Genomic DNA, 18,194 nt, shown 5'->3' with positions numbered 1-18,194 from the left:
TTTGCTCAATGGGGTGGATCAGCGGATCCGGTGCAATGGGCGCAGTGTAGCAAGAAAGGCGTCGGGGCGGGCCCGGTGGATGTTGTGGCCGGCCCCGGGGATCACCCGATGCTGCCAGTGGGGCTGGGCCTGCTGCCACTGCCGGGCCAGGGTGGTGAACTTGCTGTCCTGCTCGCCGGTGAGCAACTGGGCCGGGAAGGGACAGGGCAGGGCGCGCAAGTCCCCCTGGTGGCCCAGGCTGGTGCCCAGATAGAGGGCAGCGAGGGCCTGCGGGTCGTTATGGCGGCGGGCGGCCACCAGCGCGGCCCGGGCGTCGGGGTCGAGATCGGCAAACACTCCTTGTTGATACCAGGCGTCGAGCCACCGCTCCACCGGCTCCGATTGCATCCGTTGGTGCCAGGCGCCGTCGCTGGCCAGCCGGGCTCGGCGCTGCGCCAACTCGGTGAGGCCCGGGTGGGCGGACTCCAGGGTGAGGCTCAGCAGGCGCCCAGGGGCGCGCTGGGCCAGGTGGAGGGCCAGGCGGCCCCCCAGGGAGTAGCCCAGCAGGTGGAAACGGTCGTACCCGGCCGTGTCGAGGCTGGCCAGGAGCAGATCCGTTACCGTCTCGAAGGCGGGCAGGCTGTCCAGGGGGCAATGGCGGCTCAGGCCGTGGCCGGGCAGATCCAGGGCCAGGCAGTCAAAGCCTTCGCCCAGGGCCTCTGGCCAGTCCCGGTGATCCCCCAAAAAACCGTGCAGCAGCACCAGCGGTGCCCCCTGGCCCCAGCGGCGGCCGGACAGGGGCCCCAGGGCTTCAGTCATCGCCCTGGATCTGCTGAGCCAAATCGACGATGAGCTGGGCGGACTCGTTGGGCGGCACCACCACCTCGATGACGCTGGCCCCGCTCTGGCTCAGCCCGTCGCTGAGGGCCTCGGCCAGCTGCGTCAGGCTGTCCGGGCGCCGGTAGGGCAGATGGAACTGGCTGGCGGCCCCTTCGAAGCCGAAGCCGTGGCCCAGACGGTAGTAGTCCTGGCGCAGCGTCTCGTTGGGCACCGGCAGCAGGTTGAAGATGCTGCCGCCGTCGTTGTTGAGCACCAGCACCACCAGGGGGCTGGTCAGGGCGCGGGCCAGGGCCAGGGAGTTGAGATCGTGCAGCAGCGACAGGTCGCCCACCAGCAACACCGTGGGCTTGCCGTTGGCCAGGGCCACGCCGCAGCTGGTGGCCAGCAGACCGTCGATGCCGGAGGCGCCGCGGTTGGTGAATACCGCCGGGACGGAGGCCTTGGGGCTGGCCAGCATGTCGAACAGGCGGATGGGCAGGCTGTTGCCGATGAACAGCTGGTGGTCGTCACTCAGGGTGCGGGAGAGCAGACGTACGGTGGAGAGCTCGGTGAGGGCACCGACGTCGTGCAGCTCGGCGAAGCGCTGCTCCAGCTGGTCGCTGTAGGACTCCAGGGCATCGCCCCAGCCGGCGTGGGGATCCTGGGGCCAGGGCAGGGCCGGCAACAGGGTCAGGCTGCCGATAAAGCGGCGCTTGGCCAGGTGGGCCGGATCCAGGCTCTCGGGCCGGTCCAGGTAGTGCCAGAACGCCTTCCAGGGGTGTTGGGCGATAAAGGTCATCAGCCGTTTTGACAGCAGACGACCGCCGATCAGCAGCAGGTGCTCGGCCTCGGCCAGCAGCGTCTGGGCCTGGGGATGATGAAACAGCTGGTCCAGGTGGTGCACCACGCCGTCGGCCTGGCGCAGTTGGGACTGGGCGTCCGCCAGCACCGGCCAGCCCAGGCGTCGGGCCAGAGCCAGGATCTGCTCCGGCTGCTGGTGCGGGGCCAGGCTGCCCACCACGATGAGCCCCTTGCCGCGGCCAAAGTCGGCGCACTCGCTGGCGCTGGGCAGGGCGCTGCGGCTCAGTGGCGGGGTGTGGTTCCAGGGGGTGTCTTGCTGGCGCCAGTGGCGCAGGGGGGCCAGGTAGTCGTCGAAATCGACGCTCTCGCCATCGGGGTAGAGCGGCTCCCGGTACATGCAGTTGACGTGCAATGGGCGGTCCAGGTCCAGCATCGCCTGGTCCAGTTGGGCCAGCAGGGCCTGGGGCGGCATCGCCTGATCCGGGGCCGGCAGGTCCAGCCGGCGGGCGTAGTCGGCAAAGATCGCCGGCTGGCGGATCGCCTGGTTGGCGCCGCAGGCGATGAGCTCCGGTGGCCGGTCACCGGAGAGCACCACCAGGGGCACGCCGGTCTGGTAGGCCTCCACCACGGCGGGGTAGAGGTTGGCCACGGCGGTGCCGGAGGTGGTGATGATGGCCACCGGGCTCTGGCTGGACTTGGCCAGCCCCAGGGCGGCGAAGCCCAGGCCCCGTTCATCGAAATGGGTGTGGCGCGTCAGGTCGGGATGACCGGCCGCAGCCAGGGTCAGGGGGGTGGAGCGGGAACCCGGTGCCAGGCAGAGGTGGCGCACGCCGAGGCGGTGCAGCTCTTCCAGCATCAGTCGCGCCCACAGCAGGTTCAATTCGGCGCAGTGCGTGGTGGTCATAGTCCGTTGAGGATCCCGAGTACCGTGGTGAGTTTGTTGTTCAGCTCCTGCCATTCGGCGTCCGCCTCTGAGTCGGCGACGATGCCCGCCCCGGCAAACAGGGTGACCCGCTCCGCTTCGAAACGGGCGCTGCGGATCGCCACGGCGAATTCGCTTTCGTGGGCACCGAAGAAGCCGCAGGCGCCGGCGTACCAGCCCCGGCTGAAGCCCTCACGCTGGCGGATGTAGTTCATCGCCGCCGCCCGGGGCAGGCCGCCCACCGCCGGGGTGGGGTGCAGGGCGCCGAGCAGCTGCAGATCGTTGACGCCGGCCTTGAGCTCGGCGCGGATCGCCCGGTGCAGGTGTTGAATGTGGTTGAGCTTGAGGATGGTGGGGCTCTCTTCCGCGCCCACGTAGTCGCTCAGCGGCACCAGCTGCTGTTCGATGTGCTGGCGCACCAGCAGGTTCTCGTGGCTGTTCTTGCCGTCCGCCAGCAGGGCGCTGGCCAGGGCCTGATCTTCCGCCTCGTTGAAGCCGCGCACCGTGGTGCCCGCCAGGGCCTCGGTGGAGAGTTCCCGCCCCAGGCGGTGGAACAGCCGCTCCGGGGAGCAGCTGATGAAGCTGTGGTGGTCGCTGAACTGGAAGCCGAACTGGTAGCTGCCGGGGTTGAGCAGTTGCCAGGCGTGCAGCACCGTCCAGTGGTTGGGCAGGGCGCTGGTGGCCAGGCGGCTCTCCCGGGCCATCACCACCTTGGGGGTCTCGCGGATGAAGGCGGGATCCGTGATGTGGGTGATGAGCTCGCGCCAGCGGGGCTGGTCCGGGGTGTCCTGGCGGGCCAGCACGTGGGCCGGCCCCAGGGGGCTTAAGGGGGCCGCCGGTTGCAGGGCGTCCAGGGCCGCCCGGGCCCGGGCCAGCTCCTGCGCCCAGGGGCGCTCCTGGCCACAGAGGTTCAGCATCAGCTGGGCCTGGTCACCGTGGCGGCGGATCTCCACCCGGGGCAGCACGAAGCGGGCCTGGCCGAAGTCGGGCCAGGGGCTTTGCTGACTGTCGAAGGCCATGCCGCCATACAGGCGCAGCTGGGTGTCCTGGGCCGCACCCAGGTACTTGTGGTAGATGCGATCCAGCTCTTCGGCGTTGGGCATCTCGGGGAAGTGCAGATCCAGCGCCGCGCCAACGGTGGCGATCTCCTCACCGTTGCGACGACCCCGCCAGTAAAGGCGGGGCAGAAGCTGCTGATTGGCCAGCCAGGCGATCAGGGGAGGCGGGTCCAGAGGCTCGCTCAGCTGCAGACAGAGGTGGGCCGGCGGCTGCTGCTCCAGTTGGGTCAGTCGCAACCTAAGCCTCTGGGCAGCGTGGGCGAGAGTGTGTTCGGCCGGAAGGATGCTGTACCACCTTGTCAAAATTACGCGGTTAAACCACTGAAATTAAAAATCACCAGAGAGTGATGTCAAGGGATGGCTGCGAAGATTGTGAGCCGGATTTACGGCGCGATGGTCCAGATCACCGCTACGGTGAGGGTCAGGGTGGTGAGACTGGCGCCCAGGCCGGGGCGGCCCAGGTTGATGATGTTCCAGACGGTTTTGGTGATGGCGGCGGTGGCCACCAGCAGCAGGGCCAGGCTGAGCTGGTGCAGCCACAGCAGGTGCAGGGTCATCACGGTGCCGCACACCCCCAGCGCCAGGGTCATGGCCCGCTCCAGGTTGCTCTGGATGGCCACCATCTCCATCTCGGACTGCAGCAGCATGGACTGGGTTTCCCGCAGACGCAGCAGGTGGATGGTCAGGGCCACCAGGCCCAGCAGACCCGCCATCATCATCGGGATGGACTGATTCCAGGCTCCCATCGCCGCAATGACGAGGGTGGTCGGGCGGCCCCAGCTATGCAAGCGGGCTGCCGGACAGTCTTGGGACGCGGCCATAAGGACTCCTGGTTAAATCTTATGCCGCTATTAGAGCTCTTACGCCAGCCGCTGTCTCGAATTAAGTCCGTATAATCCCTCATAATTGTGCAGTAGATCCGGGTTGTGAACGGGACTTTTCCCGCCTGTTGTTGTAGGGGTAAATGCGCTGTATTTGACCGTTAGTTGGCCTGTGTCGGCTTTGATCCCCGGGTGCGCGCCACTGCCGCCTGCCAGCCCTGGTAGAGGGATTGACGCCGGGCGTCCTCCATCTGCGGGGTGAACTGGCGCTCGGTGGCGCTGACCCCCTTGAGCGCTTCCAGGCTGGGCCAGTAACCCACTGCCAGGCCCGCCAGGTAGGCCGCACCGGCAGCGGTGGTCTCCCGGTTCTGGGGCCGGCAGACCGGGGTGGCCAGCTGGTCGGCCTGGAACTGCATCAAAAAGTCGTTGGCCACGGCGCCGCCGTCCACCCGCAGCTCGCTCAGGGTGAGGCCGGCGTCCTGCTGCATGGCGTCCAGCAGATCCCGGCTCTGGTAGGCGATGGACTCCAGGGTGGCACGGACGATGTGCTGGCGGTTGCAGCCCCGGGTCAGTCCCACCAATGCGCCGCGGGCGTACGGGTCCCAGTAGGGGGCCCCGAGCCCGGTGAAGGCGGGTACCAGGTAGGCCCCCGCGGTGTCCGGCACCGATTCTGCCAGGGCCTGGGTTTCGCTGGCGTGGCGAATGAGGCCCAGCTCGTCCCGCAGCCACTGCACGCTGGCGCCCCCCATAAACACCGAGCCCTCCAGGGCGTACTCCACCCGCTCCGGACCGCTGCAGGCGATGGTGGTGAGCAGGCCATGGTGGGACTGCACCGCCTGTTCGCCGGTGTGCATCAGCATGAAACAACCGGTGCCGTAGGTGTTCTTGGCCATCCCCGGTGTGGTGCAGAGCTGGCCAAACAGGGCCGCCTGCTGATCGCCGGCGATGCCGGCCACCGGGATCCGCGCCTGACCGATCTGGGCCTGGCCGAAGATCTCCCGGCTGCTGCGCACCTCGGGCAGCAGGCTTGCGGGGATCCCCAGGGCTTCCAGCATCACCGGGTCCCAGCGCTGCTGGTGGATGTCCCACAGCAGGGTGCGGGAGGCGTTGGTGCGATCGGTGGCGTGCACGGCCCCGTCGGTCAAATGCCACAGCAGCCAGCTGTCGATGGTGCCAAAGCGCAGCTCACCCCGCTCGGCCCGTGCCCGGGCCCCGGGCACGTTCTCCAGCAGCCAGGCGATCTTGGTGCCGGAGAAGTAGGGGTCCAGCACCAGCCCGGTGGTGTCCCGGACGTGCTGCTCCAGCCCCTGCTGCTTGAGGCGCTCGCACAACTCGGCGGTACGGCGGCACTGCCAGACGATGGCGTTGTGGATGGGCTGACCGGTCTGGGCGTCCCAGATCACCGTGGTTTCCCGCTGGTTGGTGATGCCGATGGCGGCCACCTGCTCGTGGCGCACCCCGCAACGGGCCAGCACCTCGGTCAGGGTGGCCCGCTGACTGGCCCAGATCTCCATCGCGTCGTGCTCCACCCAGCCCGACTCGGGGTAGTGCTGGGTAAACTCCCGTTGGGCGCTGCCCATCACCTCGCCCTGACGGTTGAACAGCAGGGCGCGACTGGAGGTGGTGCCCTGATCCAGGGCGAGGATGTAAAGGTCCTGGGACATGATGATCTCGCTGCGAGGGTTTGGTCTTATCTTAGCGAAGCTGGCGGCGAAAACCCTAGACTCAACAACCCGCTATCGAGGGATCAGGGCGGCGGTGGCACCGAGTCGGCGGTCAGGGTGATGGCCTGCTCCAGCCCGGTCACTATCCGCTCAAGGGTTTCGCCGTCCCGCCGCAGGGAGACGCTGACCGGCGCCTCCGCGGCCAGGGTCCCCAGGTGGGTGCGGTACTGGTCTCGGGTCAGGGTGCGCTGGCCATCCAGGGCCCAGAGAATGTCGCCGTGGCGCAGCCCCTGGCGCTGGGCCTCACTGCCGGGGCGCACAGTGTCGATGGACAGCCGGTTGGGCTGGTCGGCCCGATAGAGGGCCGCCATGAACTCGCGGTCGGTCAACTGGCGTCGCGCCTGGTCCCAGAGATCTCGCCGAGCGGTCACCAGCCGGACGTCCGTCGCCCAGCCCTCGGCCAGGGCCTGGCGCTGCAGTTTGAGATCCGCCCATTGCAGCCGGACCAGCAGGGCATCGGCGTTGGCCTCGGATGTTGCCCTGGGGTCGGGGGCGGGGCGCGATGGGGGCTCGGGCTGGGTCGAGGGGGCCTGCATCGCCCCAAAGGCGTCCAGGTGGCCGGCGATGTCCCCCTGGAGACCGGCCTGCACCATGGCGACCAGCATGCGGTTTTCCCACTCAAGCAGCGCCAGTTGTTGCGCGGTGGGGCAGTCGGGCGAGGGCGGTTGGGCCACGGTCCGGGGCGCCAGATGCCAGCCTAAAACGGCGCCCAGCAGCGCACCGGCGACCAACCAAAGCGGGGAGCGGCCCATGGGACCTCCAAAGAGCCGGGGGATGGGCCCAGTCTAACCACCGGGCCGGTTGGTGGGTTTGATCTCGATGAGGGCCAGGTCAATAAATCACTGCTTTGACAGGGTGTTATCCATAAAGTCCCGCCACTGGGGGTACTCGGCCAGGCTGGCCTCCAGATCCCCCCAGGGGGCCAGCAACTCGGGGGTGGGTTCGCCGTCCTCCAGGGCCCGGTAGAGGTAGTAGAACGCCGAGGCGCGGTAGTTGGCCATGCAGTGCACCAGCAGCCCCGACTGGCGATGCTGGTCCATCAGGGACTGGAAACGGGCGAGGTCTTCGGCCTTGGGGGCCTGCCAGTCGACGTCGATCTGGTAGTAGGTGAGCCCGGCCTGGGTGGCCAGTTCGGCCTCCCCGGCCAAGCGGTGAGCGTGATCCCGGGGGATGAGGTTGATCACCACGGCGATCCCCGCCTCGGGCAGAGCGGTCAGCTGCTCGGCGGTGGGCAGGCCGGCGGTGACCACCCGGTCATCGTTGACCTGTATCGCCTTGATGGCGGGCAGGGCGTCCGGTTTCAGGTTGGCCAGGGCCAGGGTGGGGGTGAGCAGGAGCAGCCACATCAGGTGTTTCATCATAAACCTCATTGTACCCCGGTGAGTTGGAAGGCGGCCCAGTAGTAGGGGTGAGGCTGGGCCTTGAGACGGCGGATCTGGGCCTGTTGCAGGGCGACGCTGAAGCGGGTGTCCCGGGCCCCCTGGTAGAAATCGGTCATCAACGCCTGAGTGGCCTGATCGTTCACCTTCCACAAGCTGGCCATCACGTTGTTGGAGCCGGCGTAGAGGAAACCCCGGGTCAGGCCGATGATCTCCTCCCCTTCGGTGACCTGCGCCAGGCCAGTTTCACAAGCCGACATCACCACCAGGTTGGCGTCCAGGCGCAGATCGTAGATCTCCGCCAGGGTCAGGGTGCCGTCGTTGTGGTCGTCCTGGGCCAGCAGCAGCCTGGAGTCCGCCGGCTGGCGGGTGTCGAACACGCCGTGGGAGGCGATGTGAATGAGATCAAAGCCCCCCGCGGCCTGTTTCAGGAAGGTCTCCGAGGCGTCCTGGCGCAGCCGGCTGTGGCTCTGGTAACCCAGCTGCCCCAGCTGGCGGACCTCCTGCTCGGCGCCGGGGAGATCCAGGGTGGGGTTGCCCAGGGCCAACATCCGCTGTTGACGGGTCTCTTTGGCCAGGAAACGGGCCACCGAGGCGCTGGGCAACACCTTGATGCTGTGGCGCTCAATCAGGTACTCGCCCCGGTCCACCAGGCTGGCAAAGGCCAGCTGGTTAAGGGCCCCGGCGGGCACCAGGGTGAGATGGCGGTAGGGGCTGAGATCGAAAGGCCCCAGCAGCTGGCGGTAGAGGACCTCGGCCTGGGCAGTGGGGGCCGGTCCCTGGGGCTGGCGCAGGTGACCCATGTAGTCGAAGACCTCTTGGCTCAGCTTGGGGGCGGCCAGGGTTTTGGCCTCGACGCCGTGCCGATCCACCTTCCAGGCGTACCAGCGCCCCTCCACCTCCAAAAACTCCAGCAGGGCTTCGTGTTCCTCCAGTCCCGCCTGGATCTGCGCCAGGGTGCTGATCTCGCCCTGGCTGAGGGAGGCCACCTGGCGACTCTGGGTCAGGGTCAGCGCCGGAGCGGCCTGTGCCGTGGACTTGCGCTTCAGGCCCCGTTCGGCACTGGCGGTGGGCAAGGGCGAGTCGGTGTCGGGATGGGTGGGCGGCACCAGCTGATCCAGGGCCAGGGTCTCCGTGGCCAGGGGCTGACGCAGCCGGCTGTCCGCCAGCAGGTCCACCAGGGCCCGGGCACGAAGACGCTCGGACATCATCAGCGCCTCCTCGGCCTGGCCCAGGGCCAGCAGGGCCTCTGCGGCACCCTGGTAGGGCGCGGTGCGGCGGTTGGCAAACCCCAGCTTCTGCGCCTCGGTGGAGACATTGCCCCGGCTTTGTTCGACGATGTCGATGGCCGCCCGGTAGGCCGCCAGGGCGTCCTGGTGATGGCCCTGTGCGGTGTAGGCCCGGCCTCGCTGCAGATGCAGGTACCACAGCAGCTCCTCCCCCAGGGCGTCGGTGTTGTCCGCCAGCAGGCCGTCGAGCAGCGTCAGGGCCGTTTCGCTCTGGCCCCGTTCGGTGGCGATCCGGGCCGCCTGCAGGGTCTCACGCCGCTGCATCTGGGCGCTGAGCTCCCGCTGCAGATCGTTGGCGCCGCTCTCCATAAAGGCGGTGCCGGAGTGGAAGGCGCCGCCGTTGCCGCTGAGCACACTGCCCACCAGCACCAGGGCGCCGGTGGCCACTTTCATCCCGCCCCAGACGTCTTCCCACTGCTCCGCTCCGCTTTTGCTGGTGGGGATCACCTCGCTGTAGCGCCCGGCGGCGAACAGCACCTGGTTTTTGCTGATCTGCCGGGTGCGCCAGAAATGGGAGAGGGGCTCGTCGCCGTCTTCGTCCCGGTGGATCCGCTCGAGCTGAGCCAGGCGCCGGTCCAGGGTGTCGGTGCGTCCCAGCAGGATCTCGCTTTGCGCCGCCAGGGAGAGGGTGTAGAGGATGTCCCCCACCCAGGTGGAGTTGCCGTTGCCGGTGGGCAGGGCGTTTTCGGCGTTGGTCCGGGCGCTGTCGTAGCCGCTGATGTGGGTCCAGTAGCGCTCGCTGTCCGGCTGCCATCGGGGGTGGTCGATGTCGTACAGGGCCAGGGCGCGCTCGGCGTCGGCCAGGGCCTGCTCATAATCCCCCATCTCGAACCAGGCCTGGGCCAGCAAGCGGTGCTTGCGGGCTTCGATCTCCTCGGCGGGCATGCTGTCGCTGTGTTCGGTGGGGGGCGTGTGCAAGGTGCCGGGAAAGTGGCCCTTATCGCCCATGGAGACCCCGGGAGTGGTGACAAAACCGGCACTGTCCCAGATGGCGATGCAGTCGAAGAACTGGCGATAACGGTTGGTGGCCAGCAACGAGGAGCAGTAGGCGTTCAGGCGCAGGGGCTGATCCGACAGATCGTAGGGGGAGTAACCGTCGATCACCTCCTGATAGCGGCCCAGCTCGTACAGGCCAATGGCCCGGGCGCTGCCCTGGGGGCCGGTGTTGCCGGTCACCGGCGGGATCTCACGGGCGCCCAGACTCAAGGGCACCAGCAGGGCGGTCAGCAGCAGTGGGCGCAGGGTCATGGGGCCTCCAGACGGGCTTGCAGTTCGGTCAGGACCCCTTCCATCAGCCGGGTCTTGTTGCGGACGCTGTTGATGAACAGCAGGTTGGGCCCCTCCATGGAGTTGCCAATCTCGGGCTGGACGGTCATCACGCTGGAGTGGGTGAAGCTTCGGGCGGTGGCCGGCGACTGGCTCTGGCGCCAGTAGGTCACCTCGGCCACGGCGGTCAGGGTCATGGGCATCCCCTCGCTGTAGATCTCGAACTGGCCGGTGTCGCTGATGTCGGTGAACGCCATGGACACCGAAGTGCCCTGGCAATTGGGGCCGGGATCCAGCGTGAATCGGCCGTCCCCCTGAATGAAGCGGGTGACCTGACGCCCCATCTCCGCTTCCAGAGCACCGTGAACAGGATCCGCGGTCAGGTCCGGATCGCTCAGGGTAACGTCGAGGGCACACAGGGGCAGGCCGGGGCCATCGTGGGGCAGGGGGGCCATCAGGCCACTGGAGTGGTAGGTCAGGGGCACACCGGCGCATCCGCCGAGCAGCAGGGCCGCCAGCAAGGCGGGGCGAAGTGGTCTCATGAGATTGAAAACCCTCAGTCTTCCATGACGTTTTGAACCAGATTAACTCAGTGGTGGAAGTGGTCAACTTCTGTTCACCCGAAAAAAAGCCGGCCCCTCGGGGCCGGCTTTGGGTATCACTGCGATTCAGGGCAGATCGGAGGTGACCTGAACCTCGGCATCGGCGTTGGCCGGGCTGCCCTCTTCATCCACGAACTGGATCAGCACGGCATCGCCGGAGGTGACCGCTGCGGTGAAGTCGGCAAAGTCCTCGGCGGTAAAGCCGGAGAGCCGCACCGAGAAGGCGCAGGTGAAGGACTCGCCCGGGGTCAGGGTTTTCACACCGGTGTAGTTGTTCGGAGCGATGGGCTCCGGACAGGCCAGCACGGCGGTGGTGCCCAGGGTGCCCCCCTCGTTCTGGATCATGAAGCCGCCGGTGGAGCTGTTGGCGCCATCCACCACTTCGGTGTCCAGGACCTCCAGGTTGCTCAGGTAGATGTCCTCAAAGGTGGTGTTGGTCACCCGGAGGAAGACGGTGCCGAGCAGGCCAAACTCGCTGTCCATGCTGGGCGGTACATCCTGGAACAGAACCGTGGCCATGTCGGTGTTGGACTGGATCATCGCACCGCTGGTGCTGGTGGCGTTGACGTAGGCGGTGTTCACCAGCTGGGTGTCGTCGTAGGCAGTTGCTGCCACGTTGGTGGCGTTGCCCTCCACTTCGGCCACGTAGGTGCAGACGTAGGGTGTGCCCACGGACACCGTCTGCGGGAAGCTGCACTCGTCGGCCCGTTGGGAGCTGGCCTTCAGGGCGCGCAAGCTGCCAAACAGGGTGTCGTCCACCAGGCTGGTGACGCTGAGATCCTCCATGGTGGTGGTGTTGGCGTTGGTGATGGTGAAGCGGTACACCACCGGATTATTGGCGCCGCCCGGCTCATTGATGGTGACCGAGTCCATAAACAGGCTGGAGTTGAGCGCCGGGGAGGGCGTGGAGACGTTGACCGACTGAGCCACCTCTTTGGCCAGCACGATCTGCGGTGTGGCGCGGGTGATGGTGACCGAGGCGGTGTTGCTGGCCCGACGGTTCTCATTGTCCTTACCGGTGACGGCCACGGTGTTCACGTAGTTGGCCCCCTGGGCCAGGGTCACGTCCACGATGTAGCGACAGGTAAAGTTACCCCCATTGGCGGCCAGGGAGATCGGCGCAGTGTCGCAGGCCGGGGTGCCGCTGTCGTCGTTCAGCAGGTTGGCCACCGAGGTGTCGGTGAGCGTCAACAGCGTCAGGGCGTCCACGGTGCTGTTGTTGGTGATGGTGATCTCATAAGTCACCAGGCCCTGGTTATCCACGAACCAGGCACCGCCAACGTCCCGAAGACCGGGGCCGGCTACCGGCGCCTTGGTGATGGATACCGCCGGATCGACGTTGGTCAGGTTGACCGAGATCACGCCGGAGCAGTTGCCCATGTCGTTGGTGAGGTCGTTGTCGGTGACGTCACAGGTGTCGTCGCCAACCGGGTCGCCGTTGATGTCCTCGGAGCTGATGCGGATGAAGTTCTGGTACACCTCGATGCCGGCCGGCGGGGCCATGACCTCGTCGGTGGGATCGTCGGCGTCCGGCAGATCCTCGTCGTTGATCCGCACCTTGAAATTACACATGAACATCGGGCTGCCCGCGGTCAGGGTCACCGGCAGGGTGTCGTAACACTCGTTGTCGGCGCCGAGCAGGGTCAGCTTGCCATCCGGGGTGGTGGTGTCAGTGTTGGTGCTGTCCAGGTCGAACACCACCGGGGCGTCACTGGTGTTCACCCTGGGGGTGGTGTCGTCGGCCACCGAACGGTAGAGATCGTCGATGTCGGTAATCACCAGATCGGCGTCAGTGCTGCCACGGGTGATGGTGACCTTGTATTCGTAGGTGCCGTTGGGCTCGGCGCTGGTGTTGGAGCCCACCAGAGTTTTGGTGATGCCGGCGGGATCCGGTTCGATAAAGATCCCCAGCGGCAGGATGTCGCAGTTGCACTTGGCCTTGGAACTGGGCTCCTGGCCCGGTGCGGCCCCGGTGACGGCGCAGTTGTTGTCCTCCTGCACGTCCCAGGCGGCGCAGTAGTTGAACTCCACTTCGTCGCTGCCCGCCGGTGCGGTACAGGTCATGGTGAACACGGCGCTCACCAGGGTGTATTCGTCGTCTGTCAGGCCCGCCTTGGCGATGTCGCCACAGACGTCGGCGTCCAGCATCTGGGCGTTGCCGGTGGCCATAAAGTTGTTCTTGGGCACCAGGATGCTGCAGGCCTGATCGTCCTGCTGCACCACCTGGGGCGAGTTGAGATTGCGGGAGACGAAGAAGGTGGTGTCGTAACGCTCCGCGGCGTTGGTGCGCACGCGAAGGTCGGCGGTCACCTCGATGGTGTCCCCCAGGGTGCAGGTGAAGTTGCCGCTGCTGTCGGGGCCTTCGCCGTCCACCGCGGTGACGGTGACCTCGGCGATCTCCACGTCTTCCGCGGTACAGTTGATCACCTGACCGACGCGGTCTTTGAGCCCTTTACCGCCGGTTTCTATGTAGGCATCGGCCATGCAGGAGTCCGCCGTGTTGGCCGGATCGTTCCAGACCGGATTGCTGGCCTCGGGCACCGCCTGAACGGCGCTGGTGTAGCCGAGGGCCAGCGTGGCCACTAACGCCGACAGGGGCGTCAGGCGCGAGACTGAAGGTGTGATTTTCATAGGGGCATTCCCAGCAGAGGGGTACAACCGTCTCTCGGAGCGGTCAGGACCGACCCGAAAAACACCCCGGCGCTGAACAGCTGTGCCAGCGTCGGTAAAGCGGGTGAGTGAGGGCGATCAGGGCCCGCTGGGGCGGGCGATCGCCAGGGCCCTTAAACGAATGGGCAGGGGGCGAGTAGGGATACGCATAGAAACCTCCGCAGGCAACCGCGAACTCGAGTACAACTCTATGCAGGGCAATGACTAACGCCACGGCCCAAAGACCATGTATTTTATGAGCCTATTGGGCTCGGCAATTTAACAAACTAGTCCATCTGGGGCGGCCTGCAAGGGCATCGGTGAAGATTTTTCGACCTGCCGATGGCCACCGGGCTGTCAAGCGCGTCAGATAGAAAATTGCGCCCCAAGCCGCTTATCTTTGGTGGGTTCTGGGCATAAAAAAGGGATGGCTTTCGCCATCCCAATCACCTGCAGGGAGGGGTGGGAGACCCCTTAGTCGGTCTGTCTGCCGCCTTTCTTCATTGGATCACCGGGATAGCCCAGGGCGTCCCAGTCCATTCGAGTGCCCTTGCCGTGGCAGTCCATGCAGCCCAGGGCGTCCTCTTTGGGGGCCACCATGTGGTTGATGCGCCACCACATTTCGGTGGGAGCGAAGCCGTATTTCCCGCTGTAGCTCAGCCCCATCTTTTGCAGTTCCGGGTTGGCGGCCATGCCCAGTCGGGCGGCCTGATCCCAGTCGAAGGTTTTCCAGTAGCCCTCTTCGCCCCACACCTTGGCGGTGACGAAGATGTTGTGGCCGGCGTCGTAGATCTGCTGGCCCCGGTGCACCTTGAAGGGGTAGATCTTGGCGGCCGGATCCTGGATGTCCCCCAGGGGGAAGGCCAGCTTGGTGATCTGCTCCGGGTTCATCTTGTCGCCGATGACGTAGGCGTCACCGTGGCCGTTGTACCAGGCGTATTCCGGCACCACCATGGTGTCCCAGACAAAGTCACCCTTCTTGCGCTGGTAGGCTTTGCGGCCGTGCTCATCCAGGGTCTCTTCCCGGTCCTGACCGGCGGTGGACCAGTCCCACTCCATCTTGGTGGGCTCGTTCTTGGCGAAGTGCGGAATGTGGCAGGTCTGGCAAGCTACGGAGGCGACGTGCCGGTCCAGCTTGGCGTCGTCGTGGGGCGCGGCCTCGTGGCAGCTTTCGCAGCCGAAGTGGTTCTGTCCGCCGGGGGAAACCCCCATCGCCTGGCCGGCGATCTGGTGCTTGGGCGCGTCGTGGCAGGCCTGGCACTGGAAGTCCAGGCCGTCGACGTCCATGTGTACGTCGGTCTGCCGGTCCGGGTAGCCCATGCTGGAGTCCAGGTCGCCGTGTTTCACGCCGTCACCGCCGCCGCCGTAGAAGTGGCAGCTGCCGCAGTTGTCCCGCACCGGGGCACCGACGTTCTGCGCCACCCGCAGCAGGTTGACCTTGGCCAGGGGGGCGCCGGCACCGGCCGGGTCCTTCACGTAGGTGCCGGTGGTGTCGTGGCAGATCAGGCAGTCCACCTGGCCGATGTCGGCGAAGTCAAAGCTGTTGTCCTCCCAGCCGTAGCCAGCGTGGCAACTGGTGCAGCGGGGCTCGTTGCCGCTGATGGCGGTGCAGAAGTTGTTGAGGGTGTTGCGCTTGCCGCGGTCCACGGTGCGGCCGGGCAGCTGTTGCTCCAGTGACCAGGTCCAGTGGGAGCTTTTGATGAAGTCCTCGGCGTGCTCTTCGTGGCAGGTCAGGCACTGGGCGGTGGCCTCGGGTCCGCTGGTGATGGGCCCCTCGATGAACTCGGCGTGGGGGTTGGCCGCCCACGCCGGCCCGGCCAGCAGGCCGAGCATCAGGGGGAGTAAGATCCGTTTCATAGGTCCTCCTAAGGCGCCCGGGACGAACCCGGGCGCGTCGGCGTCAGAATTTCAGGGCCAGGGTGGCGTTGATGTCGTAGGCGGTGTCGATCACCGGCAGCATGGAGTAGGCGGTGCCGGCCAGGATGTCGTCCACCTTCTGGGGGGCGCCCACCGGAGTGCCGCTGCCGCTGTACTCGTAGTCGTAGTAGAGGCCGGCCAGCTTGATGAACATCTTCGGATTGATGTCGAAGATGTAGTAGGCCTCGCCCACGTGGCCACGGGTGGCCAGCTTGCTGCCGATGGGATCGTCCTGGGCCTGGGTGAAGGGGGTCCAGTATTCGGAGCCGTAGTTGTACTCCAGGCCGAACTTGCCGCCCGGGACCGGGATCTGGATCCCCGCGTAGACGCCGTAGCCGTCGTGATCACCCGCGTCCTGGCCGCCGGCCGGCACCATCAGGAGCTCGGTGCCATCGGCGTTGAGCGCCGCCTCGAAGCGGGCGTCCGCCAGCATGCCGCCAAACAGGCCGGCGTTGCCGTTGGACTCGGTGCGGGTCCAGCCCAGGGAGGCGAAGCCCACCCAGCCGCTGTCCCCTTCGTAGGCGTAACCCACGCCGCCCAGGTACATGTCGCCGATGACGTTGGAGGGCTGCACCCGGGTGACGAAGTTGAAGTCATCAAACTTCTGCATGTCCTGGTACATGGTGGGGGCGAAGATCCCCGCCAGCTGAGTGGGGAAGGCCATCAGCCCCTTGAAGCCGTCGTTGACGTCCTTGGCACCAAACAGGGTGAACTGCAGGAAGTGGGTGCCGTCGTTCAGCGCATCAAAGTTGAAGCCGCCCAGGTGGGTGTCCTTGGTGACGATGTCGCCGTACATCTCGCCGTTGCCCCACTGGGACTCGAAGCCCTGGCCGTAGCAGAAGCGCAGCACCTGGCCATCGACGCCGGTGATCTCACCCAGTTTGTAGCCCAGGGTGGCGCCGTCGAAGTTGAAGTTCACCAGGTGGCCGGAGGGGGTGCCGCCGCGCAGCTCGTTCTCCCGGTACTGGGTCGGCGGCCCGTAGGTGGAGGGGCGACGGCCGATGGAGAGGTAGAAGTTGCTGTCGGCGATGTCCTTCCAGTCGAAGTAGGCCCGCTCCACCCGCAGCCAGTCGCCGCTGGTGTTGCCGCTGTTGGTGCCGTCCATGGTGAAGCTGCGCCAGGAGTCGAACACCTGCACGCCGGTGGAGTCGCCCCAGTTCTTGTACATGGTGAGGCGGCCGGCGAAGCTGACGTTGTCCCACACCTGGGCCTTGAGGTTCAGGCGCAGTCGGGTGTTGTAGAGTACGTCGTTGTTGACGTCGTAGGTTTGCTTGGGCGCCAGCACCATGGGCATCACGCCCTGCAGCTGGCCGCTCATAAAGGCCTGGGCCAGGCCGGGGTTGGCGGCCATCATGGCCCCCAACGGGGAGGCCGGGTCATTGGGGTCCCCAAGCTGACCGGACATCGCCTTGGCGCCGAAGTCATTGAAGTCCACCAGCATGGCCGGATTCCAGGTGACGTCCTGGTAGTGCAGGGTGTGGGCCCGCACCCGGAAGTCACCGGTAAACTGGATGCGATCGGTGGCGGTGTGGCGCTCGGCCTTGTCCAGCCGCTCGGAGAGGTATTCAAGCTCCTCGTTGAGGTCATCGAGGCGCTGTTTCAGGGCTTCCTGTTCGGCGGGATCCGCCGCCAGTGCGGGGGCGGTCAGGGCCAGGGAAACCAGGGTGGCGATCAGGGTTCTCATGATTACACTCCTTTGTCCGGTGAGGGCCTAGCCGCAGGTGGCGGGCTGGTCGGAATCGGCCGCGTGGTCGAAGAGGAACTGGTTGATGTCCAGCAGCTTCTGCTCGTCGATGCCCTGGAACACCTCGGGCTGCTTCTTGTGCTTGTCACGCTGGAAGAAGCGATCCCACTGGCTCATGGTCTTGGACATTGGGGTCAGTTCGCCGCCGGCGCCGTCGGCGCTGTGGCACACCTTGCATTCACGCTTGTAGTGGTGGCGCCCCTTCTTGGGGTTGCCGCCATCCACGGCCAGGGCCCCGGTGGCAAAAGCCACCAACATGACCGCCAGGGTGGTTTTGGTGAGGGTTTTCATAGGAGTCTCCCGTTGCATTTCTGGTTATGGGGAACGCGTTTTGGCCACGTCCCTGTAACTAAATGCTAACCCCCTTAATTAGATAAATCTGTATAAGCTCGGCCTATATGAGGCTTTGTTGATATGGATCAAACACCCCGTTAACAAGTGTTTATGCGTATGAATTTAAAGGTTTTTGTGCTGCGGAGGCCGGCGGGGGTGGGGCGGGAGTCGTTGCTCATGTTGTGGAACTGTGAACGGCGTCTCGAAACCGGCCGATGGGGCGCGCCAGAGTTTCGCGTCGGGAACGGTGGGGCAAAAGGGGCGACAAAAAAACCGGCCAGAGGCCGGTTTTTTAGAGGAGCCGATGGGGGGCCGAGTGTTTGCTGACGGCGCTTGGCGGGAGCCAAAGGTCGCTAAAGCGGCTCGGGCGTCTAACCGAGCTTCAGGCGTTGCTACTGAGGTGACTCTCAGATCGGTTGATGCGACCACCTAATTGGTTGAGGATAAAGCGGACGCTCCCAAGGGTTAAAATTGATGTCTAACGCAGTGCGCGGTTTAAGCGGCCGAACGGTGATCATGGTTCGCATCATTTGTGCAGTAGTCGCATGCAATCTTCTCTTTGGGATACTTGAAGCTCTGTGGAGTGGGGAAGTTTATAGAAGCGGTGAGTTAATCAGCATCAGCCAGACTTTTCCTTTTTATGCCTACCTGTTCAAAAGAACCATGATGGTCGCTGCTCTGATTTTCTTCCCATTCTTTGCGCTTCAAAGAGGAAACGCCGAGAAAGGTCAGCCTAAGGCCGACTAGATATATCCAACCTTTGGGGCCGCTCAAATGGCCCGATTTCATCGTAAAGCTGGCCGGTTTGTTGTCGAGCGAAGCCAACTCTTTGAGAAAATGAGGTGGCACTCGGCGTGATTCACTCGGGCACAAAAAAGGCTAGAAGGTCAC

The 18,194-nt window shown here is 65.7% G+C and carries 14 protein-coding genes; 1 reads left to right on the top strand and 13 read right to left on the bottom strand.

The features are described from left to right. Window positions 1-18: 18 nt before the first annotated feature. From menH to KUV81_RS18840, 13 genes are all read right to left on the bottom strand, one after another. Window positions 19-798, bottom strand: a complete 780-nt coding sequence (menH, locus tag KUV81_RS18900) for a 2-succinyl-6-hydroxy-2,4-cyclohexadiene-1-carboxylate synthase (protein ID WP_222545455.1) — start codon at window positions 796-798, stop codon at window positions 19-21. Next, window positions 791-2,503: a 2-succinyl-5-enolpyruvyl-6-hydroxy-3-cyclohexene-1-carboxylic-acid synthase gene (gene menD, locus KUV81_RS18895; protein ID WP_222545454.1), complete on the bottom strand. Its 1,713-nt coding sequence runs from the start codon at window positions 2,501-2,503 to the stop codon at window positions 791-793. The genes menH and menD overlap by 8 nt, the downstream gene beginning before the upstream one ends. Continuing rightward, window positions 2,500-3,810 carry an isochorismate synthase MenF gene (locus tag KUV81_RS18890; RefSeq protein ID WP_222545472.1) on the bottom strand — a complete coding sequence of 437 codons (1,311 nt, stop codon included), beginning with the start codon at window positions 3,808-3,810 and terminating at the stop codon, window positions 2,500-2,502. Before KUV81_RS18890 ends, menD begins: the two co-directional genes overlap by 4 nt. A gap of 152 nt (window positions 3,811-3,962) precedes the next feature. Continuing rightward, a complete protein-coding gene (locus KUV81_RS18885; protein ID WP_222545453.1) occupies window positions 3,963-4,325 on the bottom strand; it encodes a hypothetical protein in 363 nt (120 codons plus the stop codon). A 236-nt stretch (window positions 4,326-4,561) separates the two neighbouring features. Beyond that, entirely contained in the window at window positions 4,562-6,064 is a 1,503-nt protein-coding gene (gene glpK / locus KUV81_RS18880) for a glycerol kinase GlpK (protein ID WP_222545452.1), read from the bottom strand. A gap of 83 nt (window positions 6,065-6,147) precedes the next feature. Then, window positions 6,148-6,876, bottom strand: a complete 729-nt coding sequence (locus tag KUV81_RS18875; protein WP_222545451.1) for a PDZ domain-containing protein — start codon at window positions 6,874-6,876, stop codon at window positions 6,148-6,150. Window positions 6,877-6,963: 87 nt separating this feature from the next. Next, window positions 6,964-7,482 (bottom strand): protein tyrosine phosphatase family protein, encoded by a 519-nt coding sequence (locus tag KUV81_RS18870; RefSeq protein WP_222545450.1) that lies wholly within the window; start codon window positions 7,480-7,482, stop codon window positions 6,964-6,966. 8 nt (window positions 7,483-7,490) lie between these two features. Continuing rightward, window positions 7,491-10,040: a CHAT domain-containing protein gene (locus tag KUV81_RS18865; protein WP_222545449.1), complete on the bottom strand. Its 2,550-nt coding sequence runs from the start codon at window positions 10,038-10,040 to the stop codon at window positions 7,491-7,493. Further along, window positions 10,037-10,600 (bottom strand): hypothetical protein, encoded by a 564-nt coding sequence (locus KUV81_RS18860; protein ID WP_222545448.1) that lies wholly within the window; start codon window positions 10,598-10,600, stop codon window positions 10,037-10,039. The genes KUV81_RS18865 and KUV81_RS18860 overlap by 4 nt, the downstream gene beginning before the upstream one ends. A gap of 126 nt (window positions 10,601-10,726) precedes the next feature. After that, the gene (locus tag KUV81_RS18855) at window positions 10,727-13,291 is read right to left on the bottom strand and encodes a hypothetical protein (protein ID WP_222545447.1); all 2,565 of its coding nucleotides are present in this window, start codon (window positions 13,289-13,291) and stop codon (window positions 10,727-10,729) included. Between the two features lie 492 nt (window positions 13,292-13,783). Further along, window positions 13,784-15,166: a tetrathionate reductase family octaheme c-type cytochrome gene (locus KUV81_RS18850; protein ID WP_222545446.1), complete on the bottom strand. Its 1,383-nt coding sequence runs from the start codon at window positions 15,164-15,166 to the stop codon at window positions 13,784-13,786. A gap of 43 nt (window positions 15,167-15,209) precedes the next feature. Then, window positions 15,210-16,910, bottom strand: a complete 1,701-nt coding sequence (locus KUV81_RS18845) for a DUF3373 domain-containing protein (RefSeq protein WP_222545445.1) — start codon at window positions 16,908-16,910, stop codon at window positions 15,210-15,212. 27 nt (window positions 16,911-16,937) lie between these two features. Next, on the bottom strand, window positions 16,938-17,261 hold the full coding sequence (locus KUV81_RS18840; RefSeq protein ID WP_222545444.1) for a c-type cytochrome: 324 nt from the start codon (window positions 17,259-17,261) through the stop codon (window positions 16,938-16,940). 516 nt (window positions 17,262-17,777) lie between these two features. Here KUV81_RS18840 and KUV81_RS18835 point away from each other — a divergent pair. Beyond that, window positions 17,778-18,050 (top strand): hypothetical protein, encoded by a 273-nt coding sequence (locus KUV81_RS18835; RefSeq protein ID WP_222545443.1) that lies wholly within the window; start codon window positions 17,778-17,780, stop codon window positions 18,048-18,050. Window positions 18,051-18,194: the final 144 nt, after the last annotated feature.

The sequence above is a fragment of the Ferrimonas balearica genome, from assembly GCF_019802085.1.
GTDB classification, from domain to species: Bacteria; Pseudomonadota; Gammaproteobacteria; order Enterobacterales; family Shewanellaceae; genus Ferrimonas; species Ferrimonas balearica_B.
The sequence above is the reverse complement of the archived record's forward strand: the minus strand, read 5'-3'. Positions and strand labels throughout refer to the sequence as shown.

What these genes read in the sequence shown, in the direction of transcription:
- KUV81_RS18875 (WP_222545451.1), bottom strand. Translation starts at nt 6,876, where the DNA reads ATGGGCCGCTCCCCGCTTTGGTTGGTCGCCGGTGCGCTGCTGGGCGCC.
- menH (WP_222545455.1), bottom strand. Translation starts at nt 798, where the DNA reads ATGACTGAAGCCCTGGGGCCCCTGTCCGGCCGCCGCTGGGGCCAGGGG.
- KUV81_RS18850 (WP_222545446.1), bottom strand. Translation starts at nt 15,166, where the DNA reads ATGAAACGGATCTTACTCCCCCTGATGCTCGGCCTGCTGGCCGGGCCG.
- KUV81_RS18855 (WP_222545447.1), bottom strand. Translation starts at nt 13,291, where the DNA reads ATGAAAATCACACCTTCAGTCTCGCGCCTGACGCCCCTGTCGGCGTTA.
- KUV81_RS18865 (WP_222545449.1), bottom strand. Translation starts at nt 10,040, where the DNA reads ATGACCCTGCGCCCACTGCTGCTGACCGCCCTGCTGGTGCCCTTGAGT.
- menD (WP_222545454.1), bottom strand. Translation starts at nt 2,503, where the DNA reads ATGACCACCACGCACTGCGCCGAATTGAACCTGCTGTGGGCGCGACTG.
- KUV81_RS18860 (WP_222545448.1), bottom strand. Translation starts at nt 10,600, where the DNA reads ATGAGACCACTTCGCCCCGCCTTGCTGGCGGCCCTGCTGCTCGGCGGA.
- KUV81_RS18870 (WP_222545450.1), bottom strand. Translation starts at nt 7,482, where the DNA reads ATGAAACACCTGATGTGGCTGCTCCTGCTCACCCCCACCCTGGCCCTG.
- KUV81_RS18835 (WP_222545443.1), top strand. Translation starts at nt 17,778, where the DNA reads ATGTCTAACGCAGTGCGCGGTTTAAGCGGCCGAACGGTGATCATGGTT.
- KUV81_RS18885 (WP_222545453.1), bottom strand. Translation starts at nt 4,325, where the DNA reads ATGGGAGCCTGGAATCAGTCCATCCCGATGATGATGGCGGGTCTGCTG.
- glpK (WP_222545452.1), bottom strand. Translation starts at nt 6,064, where the DNA reads ATGTCCCAGGACCTTTACATCCTCGCCCTGGATCAGGGCACCACCTCC.
- KUV81_RS18845 (WP_222545445.1), bottom strand. Translation starts at nt 16,910, where the DNA reads ATGAGAACCCTGATCGCCACCCTGGTTTCCCTGGCCCTGACCGCCCCC.
- KUV81_RS18840 (WP_222545444.1), bottom strand. Translation starts at nt 17,261, where the DNA reads ATGAAAACCCTCACCAAAACCACCCTGGCGGTCATGTTGGTGGCTTTT.